The sequence below is a fragment of the Nocardia sp. PE-7 genome (assembly GCF_030486425.1).
Lineage (GTDB): Bacteria > Actinomycetota > Actinomycetes > Mycobacteriales > Mycobacteriaceae > Nocardia > Nocardia salmonicida_A.
Map to the genome: position 1 here is coordinate 3469740 of NZ_CP129614.1, position 16819 is coordinate 3486558.

Genomic DNA, 16819 nt, shown 5'->3' on the forward strand with positions numbered 1-16819 from the left:
TGATTTCAAGAGAGGGAAACAACATGGATATAAGTGGTAGTTCCGCCATCGTGGTCGGCGGCACCGGCGGGCTCGGGGCGGCCACCGTCCGTCGCCTGCACGCCGCGGGGGCGAAGGTGGTCGTCGCCGATGTCGCCGACGACAAGGGCAAGGAGCTGGAGGACGAACTCGGCATCCGCTACGTGCACACCGATGCCACCAGTGAGGAGTCCGTGCAGGCCGCCATCGAGGAGGCGCAATCCCTCGGCCCGCTGCGGATTTCGGTCGACACGCACGGCGGTCCCGCCAGCGGCGGACGACTCGTCGGCAAAGACGGCAGCCCGCTCGCGCTCGACGGCTTCCGCACTACGATCGAGTTCTATCTGACCGCTGTGTTCAATGTGCTGCGACTCTCGGCCGCGGCCATCGCCAAGCAGGAACCGCTCGACGAGGGCAGCCGCGGCGTCATCGTCAACACCGCCTCGATCGCCGCCTACGAGGGTCAGATCGGTCAACTCCCCTACGCCGCGGCCAAGGGTGGCGTGGTCGGGATGACCCTGGTCGCGGCTCGCGACCTGTCCCCGTTGGGCATTCGCGTGGTCACCATCGCCCCCGGCACCTTCAACACCCCCGCCTACGGCAAGGCCGCCGAGCACCTGGAGGCCCACTGGAGCAAGCAGGTCCCCCACCCCAAGCGGATGGGTCAGTCACCGGAATACGGGCAGCTGGTGCAGTCCATCATCGAGAACGACTACCTCAACGGCGAGGTGATCCGTCTCGACGGCGCGCTGCGATTCCCGCCGAAATGACCACGGGCGGCACGCCTCGACGCTCGCGCGGGTCGATGTGACGAGCACCGAGGGCCGCCGAACCGGGCCGAGGGAACCGCATTCCCCTCGCCCGGATTCGGCCCACGGGCACGGGCCGAACTTCCCGGTGCGGCAGCCGAATATGTCGTGGCAGCGATCGAATGCCTCAGCGGCCCAGCCAGATCGGGGTTCGCTTCTCCGCGAACGCGCGCGGACCCTCCTGCGCGTCGGCACTGTCGTAGCACTCGACGGCGGCGGCCTTGGCGGCCCGCAGCGCGTCGGACCGCCCCATTTCGGTGGCCAGCATGACCGTGTCCCGCGCAGCCCGTACCGACAGCGGTGCGCCGCGCAGGATCTCGGCCGCCAATTCGAGTGCCACCGCCACGACCTCGCCCGGCTCGGCGAGGCGGTTGACGAGGCCGACCTCGTAGGCCCGGCGCGCGGTGATCGGCGCGCCGGTGAGCAGCAGTTCCATCATGATCCGCTGCGGGATCATATGAATCAGCGGCGCGGCCCACGGCGAGCTGCGCCCCACCTTGACCTCGGTGATCGCGAACGCCGCCGCCGTGCTCGCCACGCACAGGTCGCAGGCCTGGGCGATCATCCAGCCGCCGGCGAACGCGGCGCCGTTGACCGCGGCGATCGTGGGCTTGGACAGCTCGACGGTGTCGTAGGGCAGCGGGAACATCTCGGGCGGCGGCACCCGCATCCCGGTGTCCACCATCTCCTTGAGATCGCCGCCCGCGCAGAAGGCCTTGTCACCCGCGCCGGTGAGCACGGCCACGCGCAACGCGGGATCGTGCTCGAAGCGATCCCATGCGGCGTACAGACCCGCGCGCACATCGGCGGCCAGACAGTTGCGAGTTTCCGGTCGGTTCAGGGTGATCACGGCGATGCCGTCGGTCCTGGCGTCGAAGAGCACGGCGTCGTTCATCAGAAACCTCGCTGCTGGATCTGGTGGGCAGCCCGGTCGAGTTCCGCCCGGAAGTCGGGATGGGCGATGGCGATCAGTCGGCGCGCGCGCTCGGCCACCGACCTGCCCGCGAGTTCGGCCGCGCCGAACTCGGTCACGATCACATCCACCTCGCTGCGCGCGGTGGTCACCGGCCCGGACAGGCTGGCGGTGATCCGGCTGACGGTGCCGCCTTTCGCGGTGGCGGGCAGCGCGATCACGGCATGCCCACCCGGTGAGCGCAGGCCGGCGCGGACGAAGTCCACTTGACCACCGGTGCCGCCGAGATAGGCCGATCCGCTCTGTTCGGCGTTCACCTGGCCGGTCAGATCCACCTCGAGCGCCGAATTGAGCGACACCAGGTTGTCCAGGTTCGCCAGCACGGCGGCGTCGTGGGTATAGGAGGTGGCGCGCATGCCGATCAGCGCGTTGCGGTGGGCGAAGGAATAGAGCCGTTCGGTGCCGATCAGCGCCCCGGTGATCGACACTCCTCGGTCGATACCTTTGCGCGCGTTGGTGATCGCGCCCGACTCGATGAGATCGACGACGCCGTCGCCGATCATGCCGGAGTGCACGCCGAGATCCGTGCGATCGTGCAGGAGTCGAAGAACCGCGTCCAGCACCGCGCCGACACCGACCTGCAGGACGGTGCCGTCGCCGATGTAGTGCGCGGCGTGTCCCGCGATGGCGTCGTCGGTCGGGTCGGCGGCGGTCGGCGCGACGGTGACCGGTGCCCGCGAAACCCTGACGGCGCAGTCGATGTCGGAGCTCGCGAGCAGCGCACCGTGGGTGTAGGGCACCCGCTCGTTCACCTCGGCGACCACGACACGCGCCTTCGTGACCGCGGCCAGGACGTAGTCGCTGATCAGCCCGAGACTGTGGTTGCCGTGCGCGTCGGCCGGACTCACCTGGACGAAGGCGAGGTCGCACCCGATCGTGCCCGCTTCGATCATCGGCGCGACCCGGCCCACGTGGCACGGGATCACGGTCAGCTTGTGCGCCTTGGTCATCGACCGCAACGTGCCGATCGCTCCCATACTCGACAGCGCGAAGCTGTCGGCCGTCTCGGGGGTGAACAGTCCGGAGAAGCTGGTGGCGATGAACGCCGAGAGCCCGCCGATCTCGCGACCACCCGCGATCAACGCTTCGACCAGAGTGGTCGGCTCGCCACACGCCTGACCGATGACGATGCGGTCGCCGTGGCGCACGTACCGACCCAGATCCAGAGCTGTCACCTCGGCGCGGACGCTCACGCGCGTCCGCCCGAGGCCAGCAGCGCCTGCGCGCGGGCCAGGTGCGGACGATCGAGCATGGCGCCGTGATGACCGATGGCACCGACGCCGGGATGGGCGGCGAACAGATCGACGATCTCCTGGGCTGCGGCCAATTCCGCGGCCGACGGGGTGAACGCCGCGTTGATCACCTCGACCTGATCGGGGTGGATGGCGAGCATGCCGCTGTAACCGTCGCGGCGCACCCGCTCGACCCTGGCGCGCAACCCGACCAGGTCGCGGAAGTCGCCCTGGATGGTCTCGACCGCCGCCACCCCGGCGGCGGTGGCGCCGAGCAGACACAGACTCCGCGCCAGCTCGTAGGTGAATCCGTAACTCCCGTCCGGGTTTCGGTTCTCGGCGGCGCCGACCGAATCGGCGAGATCCTCCGCACCCCAGGTCATCGCGATCACACGGGGCGCGCCACGGTAGGAGCCGGTGGTGAACATGGCTTCGGCGGTCTCGGTCACCAACACGATGACCTTGGTCGAGCCCTGTTCGATTCCGGCGACGACCTCCAGTGCGCTCAGATAGTGGTCGAGGAGTTCGACGTCGGCACGACCGCGCGACTTGGGCAGCATGATGCCGCCGGGCCCGGCCGGGACGACGGCCGCCAGATCGGCAAGGGTGTGTGGTCCGTCGAGCGGGTTGACCCGCACCCACAGCCTGCTCGCGTCCGCGGCGCGGGCGGTGAGCAGATCGGCGATCATCGTGCGGGCCTGGGCTTTCGCCGCGTCGCGGACGGCGTCCTCCAGGTCGAAGATGACGATGTCGGCCGCGCTCGCCGCGGCCTTCTCCATCTTCCGCCTGCTGTCGCCCGGCGCGAAGAGCCAGGAACGCGCGCGAAAGGCTTCTCCGATACTGGTCATTGCTTCTCCAATTCTTCGGTCGAATGATGGGGCTGTATCTCGTCGAGCACTTCCGTGGTGTGGGCGCCGAGTCCGGGTGCGCCGGCGGCGATCCGGCCGGGTGTGCGGGAGAACCAGGTCGGCGGGCCGGGAAAGCGGACCGCGCCGTACTCGGTCTGGACCGTCTCGAAGAATCCAGCCGCGGTCAGGTGCGGGTCGTCGAAGAGTTCGTCGAGAGTGCGGACCGGGGCGGCCGGGATATCCAGCGCGTGCAGCAGATCGAGCCATTGCTGCGTCGTGCGCTGGGCGAACGTCTCGCTCAGCAGGCCGTAGACGGTGTCGATCCGGGCCGCGCGCTGGGCGAGGGTGGCGAAATGCGGTCCGGCCCACGGTGGCTGGACGGCGTCGACGAACGCCGACCACTGTTTGTCGTTGTAGACCAGCGCGCAGACATAGCCGCCGTCGCTGGTTCGGTAGGGCTTGCGATTGGGCGTGACAGCGCGGGGATACACGGCGGGACCCAGCGGTGGACTGAACAGCGCGCCGTTGGCGTGTTCCACCAGCATGAACGCGGCCATGGTCTCGAACATGGCGACTTCGACCTCCTGCCCCTCCCCGGTTCGCTCCCGATGGAACAGCGCCATGGTGGTGGCGTACAGCGCCGTCAACCCGGCCACCTTGTCGGCCAGGATGGTGCCGACGTAGCCCGCCGTTCCGGTCAGCTGCTCCTGCGCGGAGAGCAGGCCGCTCTCGGCCTGGATGGTGTCGTCGTAGGCGGTGAAGTTCGCGTAGGGCCCGCGGCGGCCGTACCCGTAGCAATTGGTGTAGACGATCGATGGATTGATCGCCGACACGGCGGCGTAGTCGAATCCGAGTCCGGCGATCGCGGTGGCGCGCATCGAATGGACGAACACGTCGGCGTCGACGATCAGCGCGCGCAACGCCTCCTTGCCCGACTCCGAGCGCAGATCCAGGACCACGCTGCGTTTGCCCCGGTTCACATTGACGAACACCCCGCCCATCGTCGGGTCGGGGCCGACCGAGATGTAGCGGGTGTTGTCCCCGGCGGGCGGTTCGATCTTGACCACGTCCGCGCCCATGTCGGCCATGATCTGGGTGCAGTAGGGGCCCATCACCATCGCGGTCAGATCGAGGACACGCAGCTCGGACAGTGGTCCGGAGCGCGTCGTTGTTCGAGGTGCCATCACGGCTCGACCTCTCCTCCGTCACAGGGAACCGGCAGCCGAGAGATGTTGGCGGCCGGGAGGATTCGGCATCGGCGGAAGCCATGTCCAGGAGCTCGCGCGCACTCCAGGACAGCGGGACCGAGCCTATAGTATGAATCATTATAAGAATAGTGAGGAAAGAATTGTGGACGACATCGACAGCTATGACCCATCGGGCTCTCACCGGCTGCGGCGCACGACCGGGACCATCGCCGCGGTACTCGACGCGGCCCTCCGCGACCGCCCCGACGCCGCGGCGGTGGAAGCGGTCTCCGACATCTGGACCTATGCCGAACTCGACGATCGGGCCGACCGGGCGGCGGGCGCACTGTGGTCACTCGGTGTGCGGCCCGGCGACCGGGTCGCCGCCTGCCTGCCCAACGACCTCGACATCGTCGCGGCGTTTCACGGCGCGCAGCGGATCGGCGCGATCTGGGCGGGGATCGGCGAAGCACTCACGGCGAACGAGCAGCGCTATCTGGACGACCTCTGCGCTCCGATGGTCGTGCTCGCCGGGCCACAGTGCCGAGTGATGTCGTCCGCGTGCGTCGATTCCGACCGATGGGCGGAGCTGATGACCACCGGCGCGGTGGCACCGCCCGTCGAGACCGAGGTCGACGCGCCTGCCGCCATCGCCTTCACCAGCGGCACGTCAGGACAGCCCAAGGCCGTGGTACACAGCCAGCGCAACCTACTCCTGCCCGGCGCGGCCCTCGTCGGCACCCGAGGCTGGGGCCCTGAACTGCGCAAGGGCGACAGCTTTCCGCTCACCATTCTCAATCTGATGGTTTTGTCCACCCTGCTCACCGCGCAGGCGGGCGGCTGCGCCGTCGTGATGAACCGGCGTGACGTCGAGGGTGTCGCCGAATGGATCGCCGCACGGCGGATCACCGTGTGGAACGGCGCGCCCGCTCAGCTCTACGATCTCGCCCGGCGCCCCGACCTCGATCTCAGCTCGCTCACCGAGGTGTGGAGCGGCGGCGGCGACACCCCGGAATCGCTGCGCCAGGCTTTCCACGCGACACACGGGCTCCTCCCCCGCGTCACCTACGGCCTGACCGAGGCGCCGACCGTCGTCTCCATCGACCCCCCGCGAACCGCACCGCGTCCCGGAACCTGCGGGCAGGTGTTGCCGCAGTACACCGTCGCGGCCTACGACGACGACGGCCACCGGCTCCCGGCGGGCGAGCTCGGCGAATTGCGCCTGAGCGGCACCACCGACGGACCGTGGGCGAACCGGTGGCGGCCCATGCTGGGCTATTGGGAACCCGAGGGCATCCGAGCACCGGACCCCGGTCCGATCCCGACCGGTGACATCGGGACCGTCGACGCGGACGGCTGGCTGACCGTGCTCGACCGAAAGAAGCTCGTCATCATCCGGGGCGGTGCGAACGTCTATCCGCTCGAGGTGGAACGAGTCATCGCCGCGCACCCCGCTGTCGCCAAGGTCGCGGTTTGCGGCATCGCCGACGACCGGCTCGGCCATCGCGTCGCCGCCGTGGTCGAGAGCTGCGGTGCCGCGATCGACGTCGCGGAACTCACCGCGCTGTGCCGACGGGAGCTCTCGCCGTACAAGGTGCCCGAGATCTGGTCCGTGGTCGACGCCCTGCCGGTCAACGCCATGGGAAAGGTCGAGCGGACGAAACTGCCGGCGCTCGCGGCCCGGCGACCACACTCCACCCAAGCCTGAGGACATCGCCATGACACCCGATAGCGCCACGCCCGCAAGACTTTTCGACCTCGACGGCCGCGTGGCGATCGTGACCGGCGCGTCGTCGGGCCTCGGCGCCGCGGCGGCATCGGCCCTGGCCGCCCTCGGCGCCCGGGTGGCGGTGGTGGCCCGGCGCAGGGACCGGTTGGCCGAAATCGCCGAGCGGATCGACGGATTCGCCGTCGCGTGCGATCTGTCCGAGCTCGACAGCGCCGACGGCCTCGAGGCGATCGTCCCTGCGGTCGTCGCCGCGCTCGGCCCACCAGAGATCCTGATCAACGCCGCGGGCACGATGTTCACCACCGAACGTGCCGAGGGCGAACCTCTCGACGCCATCCGCCGGACCATGGACCTCAACCTCGTCGCGCCGTTGCGGCTGTCGCAGCAGGTCTTTCCGCATATGCGCACGCTCGGGCGCGGCACGATCGTCAACATCTCCTCGATCAGCGGCCGGGTCGGCATCCCCGGCATCCCGCAGGCGTCCTACGCCGCGAGCAAGGCCGGATTGTCCGGGCTCACCGCCGAACTCGCGGTGCAGTGGGCACGGCATTCGATCCGGGTGAACACGGTGGCGCCGGGCTTCTTTCGCAGCGAGATCACCGGGCCGCTCTACGAGAGCGAGCGCGCCGCGGCGTATCTGCGGCGCAACACTCCGCTGCCGAAGGAAGGCACCGCCGAGGACATCGTCGGGGCCGTTGCCTGGCTGGCGGGCGACGCGGGCAGCTACGTCACCGGCCAGACGATCGTGGTCGACGGCGGCTGGACCGCACGCTGACCTTTGAACAGTCAAGCATTGCTATCCTTAATAGGATTGAAGTAATGTGCTCGCCATGGACGACACGATGGCGGCGATGTTCTCCGCGGTGCTGATCGAAAAAGACGATGCGGGACGAAGAGTCGCGCTGACGAGCGTGGCCGAGTCCGCGCTCCCGGACGGCACCGTCGACATCGAGGTCGAGTACTCGACGCTGAATTACAAGGATGCCCTGGCGATCACCGGCAAATCCCCCGTGGTGCGCAGCTTTCCGATGGTGCCCGGCATCGACCTCGCCGGCATCGTCACCGACAGCGCGCACCCGGACTGGACCAAGGGCGACCGCGTGGTGCTCAACGGCTGGGGCGTCGGGGAGACCCACTGGGGCGGCCTCGCCCAGCGCGCCCGCCTCGACGGCGACTGGCTCGTACCGCTGCCCGCCGCGTTCACCTCCCGCCAGGCGATGGCGATCGGCACCGCGGGCTACACCGCGAGTCTGTGCGTGAGCGCGCTACTCGACCACGGCGTGCGACCCGAGCAGGGCGAGGTCCTGGTCACCGGCGCGACCGGCGGGGTCGGCGGTATCGCGATCGCCTTGCTCGCCGCGGCGGGCTTCACCGTGGCCGCCGCGACCGGAAAGACCGACGAGGCCGACTATCTGCGTCAGCTCGGCGCGGCCACGGTGCTCGACCGGGCCGAATTGGCCGAAGGCGGCAAGCCGCTGCAGAAGGAACGCTGGGCGGGCGTGGTCGACTCGGTCGGGAGTCACACCCTGGCCAATGCCTGCGCCCAGACCCGCTACGGCAGCGCCGTCGCCGCGTGCGGGTTGGCCCAGGGTATGGATTTCCCGTCCTCGGTCGCGCCGTTCATTCTGCGCGGGGTCACCCTGTACGGCATCGACAGCGTCATGGCGCCGCGATCGCGACGAGACGCCGCCTGGTCCCGGCTCTCCCGAGACCTCTCCCCGGACGCCATCGAGGCGATCGTCGAGGAGATCGCGCTGACCGACACGATCGCCGCCGCCGAACGACTCATCGCGGGCACGGTGCGTGGTCGCATCGTCGTCGACGTCAATCGATAGTTCAGGAGCAGTTGTGAGCACAAAGCCGGACCGACCCGCGATCACCGAACTCGACCTGTCCGACGTCGATCACCGGGTCGGCCAGCCGATCGGCGGCGGCCAACTGTGGGATCCGTGCAGTACCTCCGACATTCGCCGCTGGGTGATGGCGATGGACTACCCCAATCCGGTGCACTGGGATCACGAATTCGCCCGTGAGTCCCGCTTCGGCGGTCTCGTGGCACCGCAGTCGATCGCTGTCGCCCTCGACTACGGGCACGGCGCGGCGCCCGCGTGCGTCGGCCACATTCCCGGCAGTCACCTGATCTTCGGTGGCGAGGAATGGTGGTTCTACGGCTGCCCGGTGCGGCCCGGCGACACCCTGTTCCAGCAGCGCCGCTTCCACGACTACAAGGTCGCCGACACGAAATTCGCCGGGCCGACCATGTTCTCGCGCGGCGACACCACCCACACCAATCAACACGGCGTACTGGTGGCGCGCGAACGGTCCACCGCGATCCGCTATCTCGCCGCCGAAGCCGCCGAGCGCGGTCTCTACGAGAACCAGTACGGCACGGTGAAAAGCTGGACCCCGGCCGAACTCGCCTCGGTCGACGCGCTACGCACCGACTGGCTGATGTCGAATCGACACGGCGTCTCGCCGCGCTTCGACGAGGTGAAGGTCGGAGACACCCTGCCGCGCAGAGTGATCGGACCGCACACGGTCGCCAGCTTCACCACCGAGTACCGGGCGTTCCTGTTCAACATCTGGGGCACCTTCGGCTGGGTCGCCCCGCCCGGCATCGCCGACCCCTGGGTGTATCAGGATCCGGGCTGGGTGGAGGGCTTCGCCTTCGACGAGGAGGGGGCCAAGATCGATCCGCGCAAGCGCGACGGCCTCTACGTCGGACCGTCGCGCGGCCATATCGATGCGGACAAGGCCAGCGAGGTCGGGATGGCGCGCGCCTACGGTTACGGCGCCACCATGGGCGCCTGGTGCACCGACTATCTCGCCTACTGGGCCGGCTACGACGGCATGGTTCGTCATTCCAAGGCGAACTTCCGCCTGCCCGCCTTCGAGGGCGATGTGACCTACTTCGACGCCGAGGTGATCGGTAAGGACGCGGAGTCGGCGTGGGGCGTTCCGATCGTGCAGATCAAGCTGCGCCTCACCAATCAGGACCTCGGCGTGCTGGTGGACTGCACCGCCGAGGTCGAGCTGCCGTTCTGACGGCGCCGAGACAATCCACAGAGAGGCCGATGATGGGCGTGGAGTCCGAAACCGTATCCGCACAGGCTGTTTCGCTCGTGACGGGTCCCGACCTGAGCTCCGAACCGGGGCTCGGACCGCTCACCCTGCCCGGGTTCCTGCGCGAGGTGACCCAGCGTTACGGCGACCGCGAGGCGGTGCTCGCGCGGACCGCCGACGGCGACATCCGCTGGACCTACAGCGATCTGTGGGAGCGCGCCGTCGAGGTGGCCATGGCGCTGCGCGCCTGCGGCCTGGGCAAGGACGGCCGGGTCGGTGTCCTGATGACCAACCGTCCCGAGTGGATCGCCGCGGTGTTCGGCACCGCGCTCGCGGGCGGGGTAGCAGTCGCCCTGAGTACTTTCTCGACGCGCGCCGAACTGGACTTCCTGCTGCGGGAGTCCAGCGTCGCGGTGTTGCTGTTCGAGCGCACCGTGGCCGACAAGGACTTCGCAGCGGTGCTGACCGAGCTGGAACCGAAGATCGCCGAGGCGAGCCCGGGGTCCCTGCACTCAGCGGAATACCCCTTCCTGCGCGGACTCGCCATGATCGGCGAGGCGGCGGCGGGCACCGCGATCGACACGTGGGACGCGTTTCTCGACCGTGGTCGGGGCACCGCTCGCGAACTGGTCGAGGCCACCGCCGCGGCGGTGCGGCCCAGCGATACCGCGGTGCTGTTCTTCTCCTCGGGCTCGACGAGCACCCCGAAGGGCATCCTCAGCGCCCATGCGGGGGTGACGATCCAGATGTGGCGTTTCCAACGCCTGTTCGGCTTCGGGCCCGCCGACGACGTGCGGTGCTGGGCCGCCAACGGCTTCTTCTGGTCCGGCAATTTCGCGCAGGCGCTCGGCTCGACGCTCGCCGCGGGCGGCGCCCTCGTTCTGCAACCGACCTTCGAGGCCGTCGAGGCGCTCGCGCTGATGGCCGCGCGGCGGGTGAACTTCCCGGTCGCCTGGCCGCACCAGTGGGCCCAACTCGAGGGCGCGCCCAACTGGGACACCGTCGATCTGAGCGGCATGCGGTTCGTGGACTTCCACACCCCGATCGCGCGACACCCGACGGTGTCGACGAAGTGGTTCGAACCCGGCCGCGCCTACGGGTGCACCGAAACCTTCACCATCGCCACCTGTTTCCCGGCCGATACGCCGACCGAGGTGCATGCGGGCAGCAGCGGTGTCGCGCTGCCCGGCATGACGATCAAGATCGTCGACGCGCTCACCGGGACCCTGACGGCTCGCGGCACGCGCGGCGAGATCTGCGTCAAGGGCCCCACGCTGATGCTCGGCTATCTCGGCGTCCGCCGCGAGGAGACCTTCGACGCCGACGGGTACTTCCACACCGGCGACGGCGGCTACCTCGACGAGATCGGTCGGCTGTACTGGGAGGGCAGGCTCACCGACATCATCAAGACCGGCGGGGCCAACGTCTCGCCGCTCGAGGTCGACGCCGCCCTGAACGACCATCCCGCAGTGAAGGTCACCCGCACCGTCGGCGTCGCTCATCCGACGCTCGGTGAGGTCGTCGTCGCGTGCGTCGTGCCCCATGACGGCGCGAGTCCGCTCGCGGAGGAGATCCGTGGTTTCCTGCGGGACCGGCTCGCCAGCTACAAAGTGCCGAAGCACGTGCTGTTCTTCGACGACGCCGATATCGCGCTCACCGGGAGCGCCAAGATCAAGTCCAGCGACCTGCGCGAGCTGGCAGAGGCGCGCCTGCGGTCGTAAGCGACTTGCCGTCAGGCGCCCCAACGGCGCGGCGTCTGAACGGAATACCGCCGGGCCAGCCGGGCGCGGTGCTGGACGGGCGAACCGAACAGTGACCGGTTGAGCGCGGCCCGCTTGAGGTAGACGTGGACGCCGCTCTCCCAGGTGTAGCCCATTCCCCCGTGCATCTGCATCGCCTTGCCCGCGATATCCACCGCCGTCGCGCAGGCGTAGGACTTGGCCATCGAGGCCGAGGTCGCTGTATCGGCGCCGGAGGCGGTGACGGCGCGGACCGCCGCGTCGACCAGCTTCCCCGCGACCGTCACCTGTACGAGCATGTCGGCACACGCGTGCTTGACGGCCTGAAACGACCCGATGGCGCGGCCGAACTGTTCTCGCACCGCGACGTGGGCGACGGTGGCGTCGAGCATCGCCCGGCTCAGGCCGAGACTGTCACAGGCCACCGCCACGGCGGCCCGATCACGCAGTCGGCCCAGCGCATCGGCCCGATAGCCGTCTTCGAAGTGCCACAACGACTCCGGCGATACCGCGACGTCCTCGGCGACGATATCGCCGAGGCTCCGGGTGGCGTCGAGCACCGGTCGCTCGGTGACGAGCAGCCCGCGCGCGCGGGGGTCGAGGTCGACGAGGACGACCTCGCCCGCCGGATCGACGGCGGGCACCAGCAGCCGCCCTGCGTCGGGCGCGTCGAGGACGAAATCCGCCGCGCCGCGCAGCAGCGGACCTCGCGGTGAGTCCTCGATCCGAAACAGCTTCTCCTCCATGCCTTCTCCAGCCAGCGCCACGATCGGGACAACCGAACCCACAGCGGTCTCGCGCAGGATCCGGTCCCTGTCCGGTGTCGGCACAGCATGATTGAGGGCTCCGACAGCGAGCGCCGCGACCGCCGGGTACGGGCCGGACGCGGCGGCGCGACCGATCTCGGTGAGAACCACGGCGACCTCGGCGAAGCCGGCGTCGGCGCCGTCGAACGCCGCCGATACCTCCAGCCCCGGCCAACCCGCTCGCGCGATCGTCGCCCAGCGGGGTGCGGAGTCGGCGAGCAGTTCCCGCGCTACCGCGGCTACCTCGGCGTGCAGCTCGGCGAGCTCGTCGGTGTGGATCGAGTTCATTTCTTCCCCCTGGGCTCGCGAGGTAGGCCGAGGCCGCGCTCACCGATGATGGTGCGCTGGATTTCGCTGGTGCCACCCGGAATCGTCCACTCCCACGAACCGAGGAAATCCAGCATCCAGGCGCCGGACTCCCAGCCGCTCGACAGTGGCTTTCGCAGCTCGGAGTGCGCGGCGAGACCCGCCACCTCGGTACCGAAGTCGGTCAGGCGTTGTAGCAATTCGCTGTAGTACAACTTCACGATCGACGCGTCGGCCGGGCCGGGCGCGGCCTCGGCGGCGAAGTCGGCGCACAGGGCGCGCAGCCCGGTGAGCTCGATCTCGAGCGCCGCGAGGCGGTCGAGCACCACGGGGTCGTCGAGCGGACAGCTCTCGACCAGTCGGCCGAAACCCCCGTTGCCGAGTCGCTCGGCCAGTTCGAGCATCGTCATGCCGCGTTCGGCGCCCAGCGTTCGCTGCGCGACCTGCCATCCGGTGTTCTCCCGGCCGACCAGACAGTCGGTCGCGATGACCACATCGTCGAGGAAGATCTCGCAGAAGTGCGACTCCCCCGTGGCCTGACGGATGGGCCTGACTTCGACGCCGGGTGACCGCATGTCCAGCAGGAAATACGAAATGCCTTGGCGTGCGGGCGCATCGGGATCGGTGCGGGCGAGCAGTAGGCACCACTGCGCGTACTGCGCGCCGCTGGCCCACAGCTTCTGCCCGTTGACGACATAACCGTCGGGTCCTCGGCGCGCGGTGGTGGCGAGTGCGGCCAGGTCCGAGCCCGCGCCGGGCTCGGAGAAGCCCTGGCACCAGATCTCGCCGTCCAGGATGGCCGGAAGGTGGCGTCGGCGTTGCTCGTCGGTGCCCGCGGCGAGCAGCGTGGCCGCCGCGTGGTGGATCGAGACGAAAGCCAGTACCAGCCGGGGCGCGTCGTGGGCGGCGAGTTCCTGATAGAGCACCACCTGCTCGGCCGACGACATCCCGCCGCCGTATTCCTTCGGCCAGTGCGGCACCGCGAACCCGCCTGCCCGCAATCGCTGGAACCAGGACTGCTGGAACTCGACGAACTCCCGATCCGAGACGCCGGTCTGAGCCCGGCGCCAGTCGACGGGAATGTTGGTCCGGCACCACTGTCGGACCTCGGTGCGAAATTCGTCGAGGGTCCGGGACTCCCCCGTCACCGGCTGCGCGCCTGCTCGTGCAGCGCGCGCAGCCGGTCATGGTGCGCGGCGGACTCCATGGTGGCGACCTCCGCCGCGAAACCGGCCTGCATCGGACCGCCGAGCGCCTGGGACAGGTACATGTTCACGATCCGTTTGGTACCGCGCACGGCCTCGGGCGGCAACGCGGCCAACCGTCGGGCCAGCGCCTGCGCCTCGGTGTGTAGGGCGTCGGGGGCGGTGCTGCGGGTGGCGAGCCCGAGCTCGACGGCGGTGGCCGCGCTGATCCGATCGCCGGTGAACAGAAACTCCCGAGACCGCAGGATCGGCGTGAGCAACGGCCAGAACGCGGCCCCGCCGTCACCCGCGACCAGGCCGACGGCGACATGCGGGTCGGCCAGATAGGCCCGCTCGGAGATGAGCACCACATCGCACAGCACCGCGAGGCTGCCGCCGAGCCCTACCGCAGGTCCGTTGACCGCCGCGATCACCGGCAGCGGGAAACGCAACATCTCCTCGATGATCTGCGCCCCTTCTCTGATGCTCTCGTCGCGGGCGAGGGGATCGTCGAGAAACGAGGTGATCCAGTCGAGATCGCCGCCCGCGCTGAAGGCCCGGCCCGCCCCGGTGAGGATCACGACCCCGGCTTCGGGATCGGCGGCGAGCTGCCGCCAGACATTCGCGAGCGCCCAGTGCAGGGCCTTGTTCACCGCGTTCAGCTCATGGGGTCGGTTGATCACCACGGTGCGGATCGGGCCGTCGCGTTCCACGATCAGTTCGTCGGGCAGGTCGTAGTTCACCCGGTCACCGCCGCGGGGTCCTCGTCGTACAACCCGGTCAGGCCGGTGCGCCCGATGCGTCGCGTCAACGCGTCGCCGGTGCCAGACAATCCGAGCGGCAGACGCCGCAGCGGCAAGCTGTAGCGCGAGAGCCACGACAGCGTCGACTCGTCGCAGAAACCGATCGCGCCGTGCAACTGGTGGGCCACCCGGAAAACGATCTCGGCCGCCTCGATCGCGGCCGCCCGCAGTGCGAGCGCGTCGTCGAGTGCCTCGGCGCGGCCCACCTGGATGCTCCACAGCGCGTACTTCGCCAGCACGTCGAGACCGGTGCGCTCCACCTCTGCCTCGGTAAGCTGGAACTGCACGCCCTGCAGTTGCGCGAGCGGCTTGCCGAACTGCTCGCGCAGCAGCACGTGGGCGCGGGTGAGATCCAGCGCGCGGTCGAGCATGCCGAGCAATGTCCAGCACGGCAGCACCAGCCCGAGTGCCACGTCGGCCGCGCCGTCGTCGTCGAGATACCCCAGCTCGAGCGAGGTCACGAACGACGAGCCGCGTGGCGGTCGCGACGGTCCGACCGCCACACTGCTGCGGCGGCCCGACAATGTCACTGCCGCCCAACGTAATTCGAGGCCGACGACGGGCGCTTCGGGGCAGTGGTCGGCGACGACGAGTAGGCCGTCGACATCGAGACCGGCGGGGCGCGAGAGCCGTTCGGCCAGCGGATAGGGCACAGCCCAGTAACCCGCGCTGCGGCACAGCGCGGCCGCCGCCTCCAGCTCGTCGGCATCGTTGCGCGGGTCGAGATCCCAGGCGCCCAGTCCACCCAGCACCGGCGCGACCAGATTCTCGCGGCGCCCCGGTTCACGCTCGGCGAGCTGAACCAACTGGTCACCGCCCGCGGCTTCCAGCGCGCGCGAGGCCTGCGAGCCGAACTCGAGGGCATCCGCGCTCAGGTCGATGTTCACGACGCGGCCAGCAGTGCTCGGGCCAGCAGGATCCGCTGCATCTCGATACTGCCCGAGGCCACGGTCGCGGCTTGCGAATAGCGCCAGTGTTCCTCGGACTCGCGGCGGAAGCGTTGGAGCCGTCCATCATTCGAGAATTCGCTCGATCCGGCGTAGGCGGCGATCTCCACCAGCACCTCGGCGCTGTCCTGGTCGAGGGTGGTCACCGCGATCCGATAGGCCGCGGCGTCGCTGGGACGCACCTGGCCGACACGTTGCAGCGAGAGCACCCGATACGCGAGCAACCGCGCCCGCCGGCAATGGGTCAGCATGCGCGCCCACCGGCCACGCAGTTCGGCGGGCAGCTCATCCCATCGGTCACCCAGGGCGGTGGGCGCGGCGCGCAGCAGACGTTCGCACCGGGCGTAGCGGGCGATCCCCACCCGCTCGAAGGCCAGCACCTCCTGGACCACTTTCCAGCCCTCGTCGACCGGGCCGAGCACATCGGCTTCGGTCACCCGCAGATCGTCGAAGAAGACCTCGTTGAGGTGGTGCGGGCCGATCATGGAGCGGATCGGGCGAACGACAATGGCCGGGTTGGACATCGGAACGAGAAAGATCGTCAGACCGGACTGCTTGCGTTCCCCGGTCGATGTCCGGGCCAACAGGAAACACCATTGGGCCATCGCGGCGTAGGAGGTCCAGACCTTCTGACCGGAGATCCGCCAGCCGTCACCGTCGCGACGGGCCGCGGTGCGCAACGACGCCAGGTCCGAGCCCGAGTCCGGCTCGCTGAAACCCTGACACCAGATCACCTCCCCGCGCGCGATCGGGGGCAGATGGGTCCGCTGCTGGGCCGCGGTGCCGTGTCGCATGATCGTCGGCCCCACCCAGTTCACGCCCATGTATTGCGCGCCGCGCGGCTCGTGATGCGCCCACATCTCCTCGCGCACCACGGTCTGTTCCCAGAGCGAGGCATCGCGGCCGCCGAACTCGGCCGGCCAGGCCAGACAGAGCAGACCCCGTTCGGCGAGCAGACGGGAAAACCGCTGGGCAGCCGCGAAATCGGCCGGATCGTCGGTGAAGGCGCCCAGAAAATCAGCCGGGACGTGCTCGTCCACCAGTCGGCGCAGCTCCCCCCGCAGGTCCGCGGCAGCCGTACCCATCGTGAAATCCATGATCAGACTGTAGTTAATCCTCATAAGGATAGCAATATTTGACAGCATAAGGATAGCAATACTTGAATGGTTGACCCG

Annotated in this window: 15 protein-coding genes; 6 read left to right on the forward strand and 9 right to left on the reverse strand. The window is 69.2% G+C overall.

Annotated features, from left to right (window positions below):
* Window positions 1–23 precede the first annotated feature (23 nt).
* The gene (locus QX204_RS16335) at window positions 24–788 is read left to right on the forward strand and encodes an SDR family NAD(P)-dependent oxidoreductase (protein WP_301907730.1); all 765 of its coding nucleotides are present in this window, start codon (window positions 24–26) and stop codon (window positions 786–788) included.
* 166 nt (window positions 789–954) lie between these two features.
* On the opposite strand, the gene QX204_RS16340 is transcribed toward QX204_RS16335, so the two are convergent.
* The 4 genes from QX204_RS16340 to QX204_RS16355 are packed head-to-tail and all read right to left on the reverse strand — an operon-like array spanning window position 955 to window position 5064.
* The gene (locus QX204_RS16340; RefSeq protein WP_301907731.1) at window positions 955–1722 is read right to left on the reverse strand and encodes an enoyl-CoA hydratase/isomerase family protein; all 768 of its coding nucleotides are present in this window, start codon (window positions 1720–1722) and stop codon (window positions 955–957) included.
* Entirely contained in the window at window positions 1722–2993 is a 1272-nt protein-coding gene (locus QX204_RS16345) for an acetyl-CoA hydrolase/transferase family protein (RefSeq protein WP_301907732.1), read from the reverse strand. The genes QX204_RS16340 and QX204_RS16345 overlap by 1 nt, the downstream gene beginning before the upstream one ends.
* A complete protein-coding gene (locus tag QX204_RS16350; RefSeq protein ID WP_301907733.1) occupies window positions 2990–3880 on the reverse strand; it encodes an HpcH/HpaI aldolase/citrate lyase family protein in 891 nt (296 codons plus the stop codon). The genes QX204_RS16345 and QX204_RS16350 overlap by 4 nt, the downstream gene beginning before the upstream one ends.
* Complete coding sequence (locus tag QX204_RS16355) at window positions 3877–5064, reverse strand: CaiB/BaiF CoA transferase family protein (RefSeq protein ID WP_301907734.1); 1188 nt, start codon at window positions 5062–5064, stop codon at window positions 3877–3879. Before QX204_RS16355 ends, QX204_RS16350 begins: the two co-directional genes overlap by 4 nt.
* A 166-nt stretch (window positions 5065–5230) precedes the next feature.
* Between QX204_RS16355 and QX204_RS16360 the strand changes: the two genes are divergently transcribed.
* From QX204_RS16360 to QX204_RS16380, 5 genes are all read left to right on the forward strand, one after another.
* On the forward strand, window positions 5231–6775 hold the full coding sequence (locus tag QX204_RS16360; RefSeq protein ID WP_301907735.1) for a class I adenylate-forming enzyme family protein: 1545 nt from the start codon (window positions 5231–5233) through the stop codon (window positions 6773–6775).
* 10 nt (window positions 6776–6785) lie between these two features.
* Window positions 6786–7571, forward strand: coding sequence for an SDR family NAD(P)-dependent oxidoreductase (locus QX204_RS16365; protein WP_301907736.1), 786 nt, complete (start codon window positions 6786–6788; stop codon window positions 7569–7571).
* Window positions 7572–7626: 55 nt separating this feature from the next.
* A complete protein-coding gene (locus QX204_RS16370; RefSeq protein WP_301907737.1) occupies window positions 7627–8631 on the forward strand; it encodes an acrylyl-CoA reductase (NADPH) in 1005 nt (334 codons plus the stop codon).
* Window positions 8632–8644: 13 nt separating this feature from the next.
* Window positions 8645–9841, forward strand: a complete 1197-nt coding sequence (locus tag QX204_RS16375; RefSeq protein ID WP_301907738.1) for an FAS1-like dehydratase domain-containing protein — start codon at window positions 8645–8647, stop codon at window positions 9839–9841.
* Between the two features lie 77 nt (window positions 9842–9918).
* Entirely contained in the window at window positions 9919–11580 is a 1662-nt protein-coding gene (locus QX204_RS16380) for a class I adenylate-forming enzyme family protein (RefSeq protein WP_301907739.1), read from the forward strand.
* 11 nt (window positions 11581–11591) lie between these two features.
* Here the strand turns inward: QX204_RS16380 and QX204_RS16385 are convergent, their stop codons facing one another.
* Genes QX204_RS16385 through QX204_RS16405 form a run of 5 tightly spaced genes read right to left on the reverse strand, consistent with a single transcriptional unit; the run spans window position 11592 to window position 16741 of the window.
* A complete protein-coding gene (locus QX204_RS16385) occupies window positions 11592–12692 on the reverse strand; it encodes an acyl-CoA dehydrogenase family protein (protein WP_301907740.1) in 1101 nt (366 codons plus the stop codon).
* Window positions 12689–13858, reverse strand: coding sequence for an acyl-CoA dehydrogenase family protein (locus QX204_RS16390; protein WP_301907741.1), 1170 nt, complete (start codon window positions 13856–13858; stop codon window positions 12689–12691). The genes QX204_RS16385 and QX204_RS16390 overlap by 4 nt, the downstream gene beginning before the upstream one ends.
* Window positions 13855–14637, reverse strand: a complete 783-nt coding sequence (locus QX204_RS16395; RefSeq protein ID WP_301907742.1) for an enoyl-CoA hydratase/isomerase family protein — start codon at window positions 14635–14637, stop codon at window positions 13855–13857. Before QX204_RS16395 ends, QX204_RS16390 begins: the two co-directional genes overlap by 4 nt.
* Window positions 14634–15584 carry an acyl-CoA dehydrogenase family protein gene (locus QX204_RS16400; protein ID WP_301907743.1) on the reverse strand — a complete coding sequence of 317 codons (951 nt, stop codon included), beginning with the start codon at window positions 15582–15584 and terminating at the stop codon, window positions 14634–14636. Before QX204_RS16400 ends, QX204_RS16395 begins: the two co-directional genes overlap by 4 nt.
* Entirely contained in the window at window positions 15581–16741 is a 1161-nt protein-coding gene (locus QX204_RS16405; RefSeq protein ID WP_301907744.1) for an acyl-CoA dehydrogenase family protein, read from the reverse strand. Before QX204_RS16405 ends, QX204_RS16400 begins: the two co-directional genes overlap by 4 nt.
* Window positions 16742–16819: the final 78 nt, after the last annotated feature.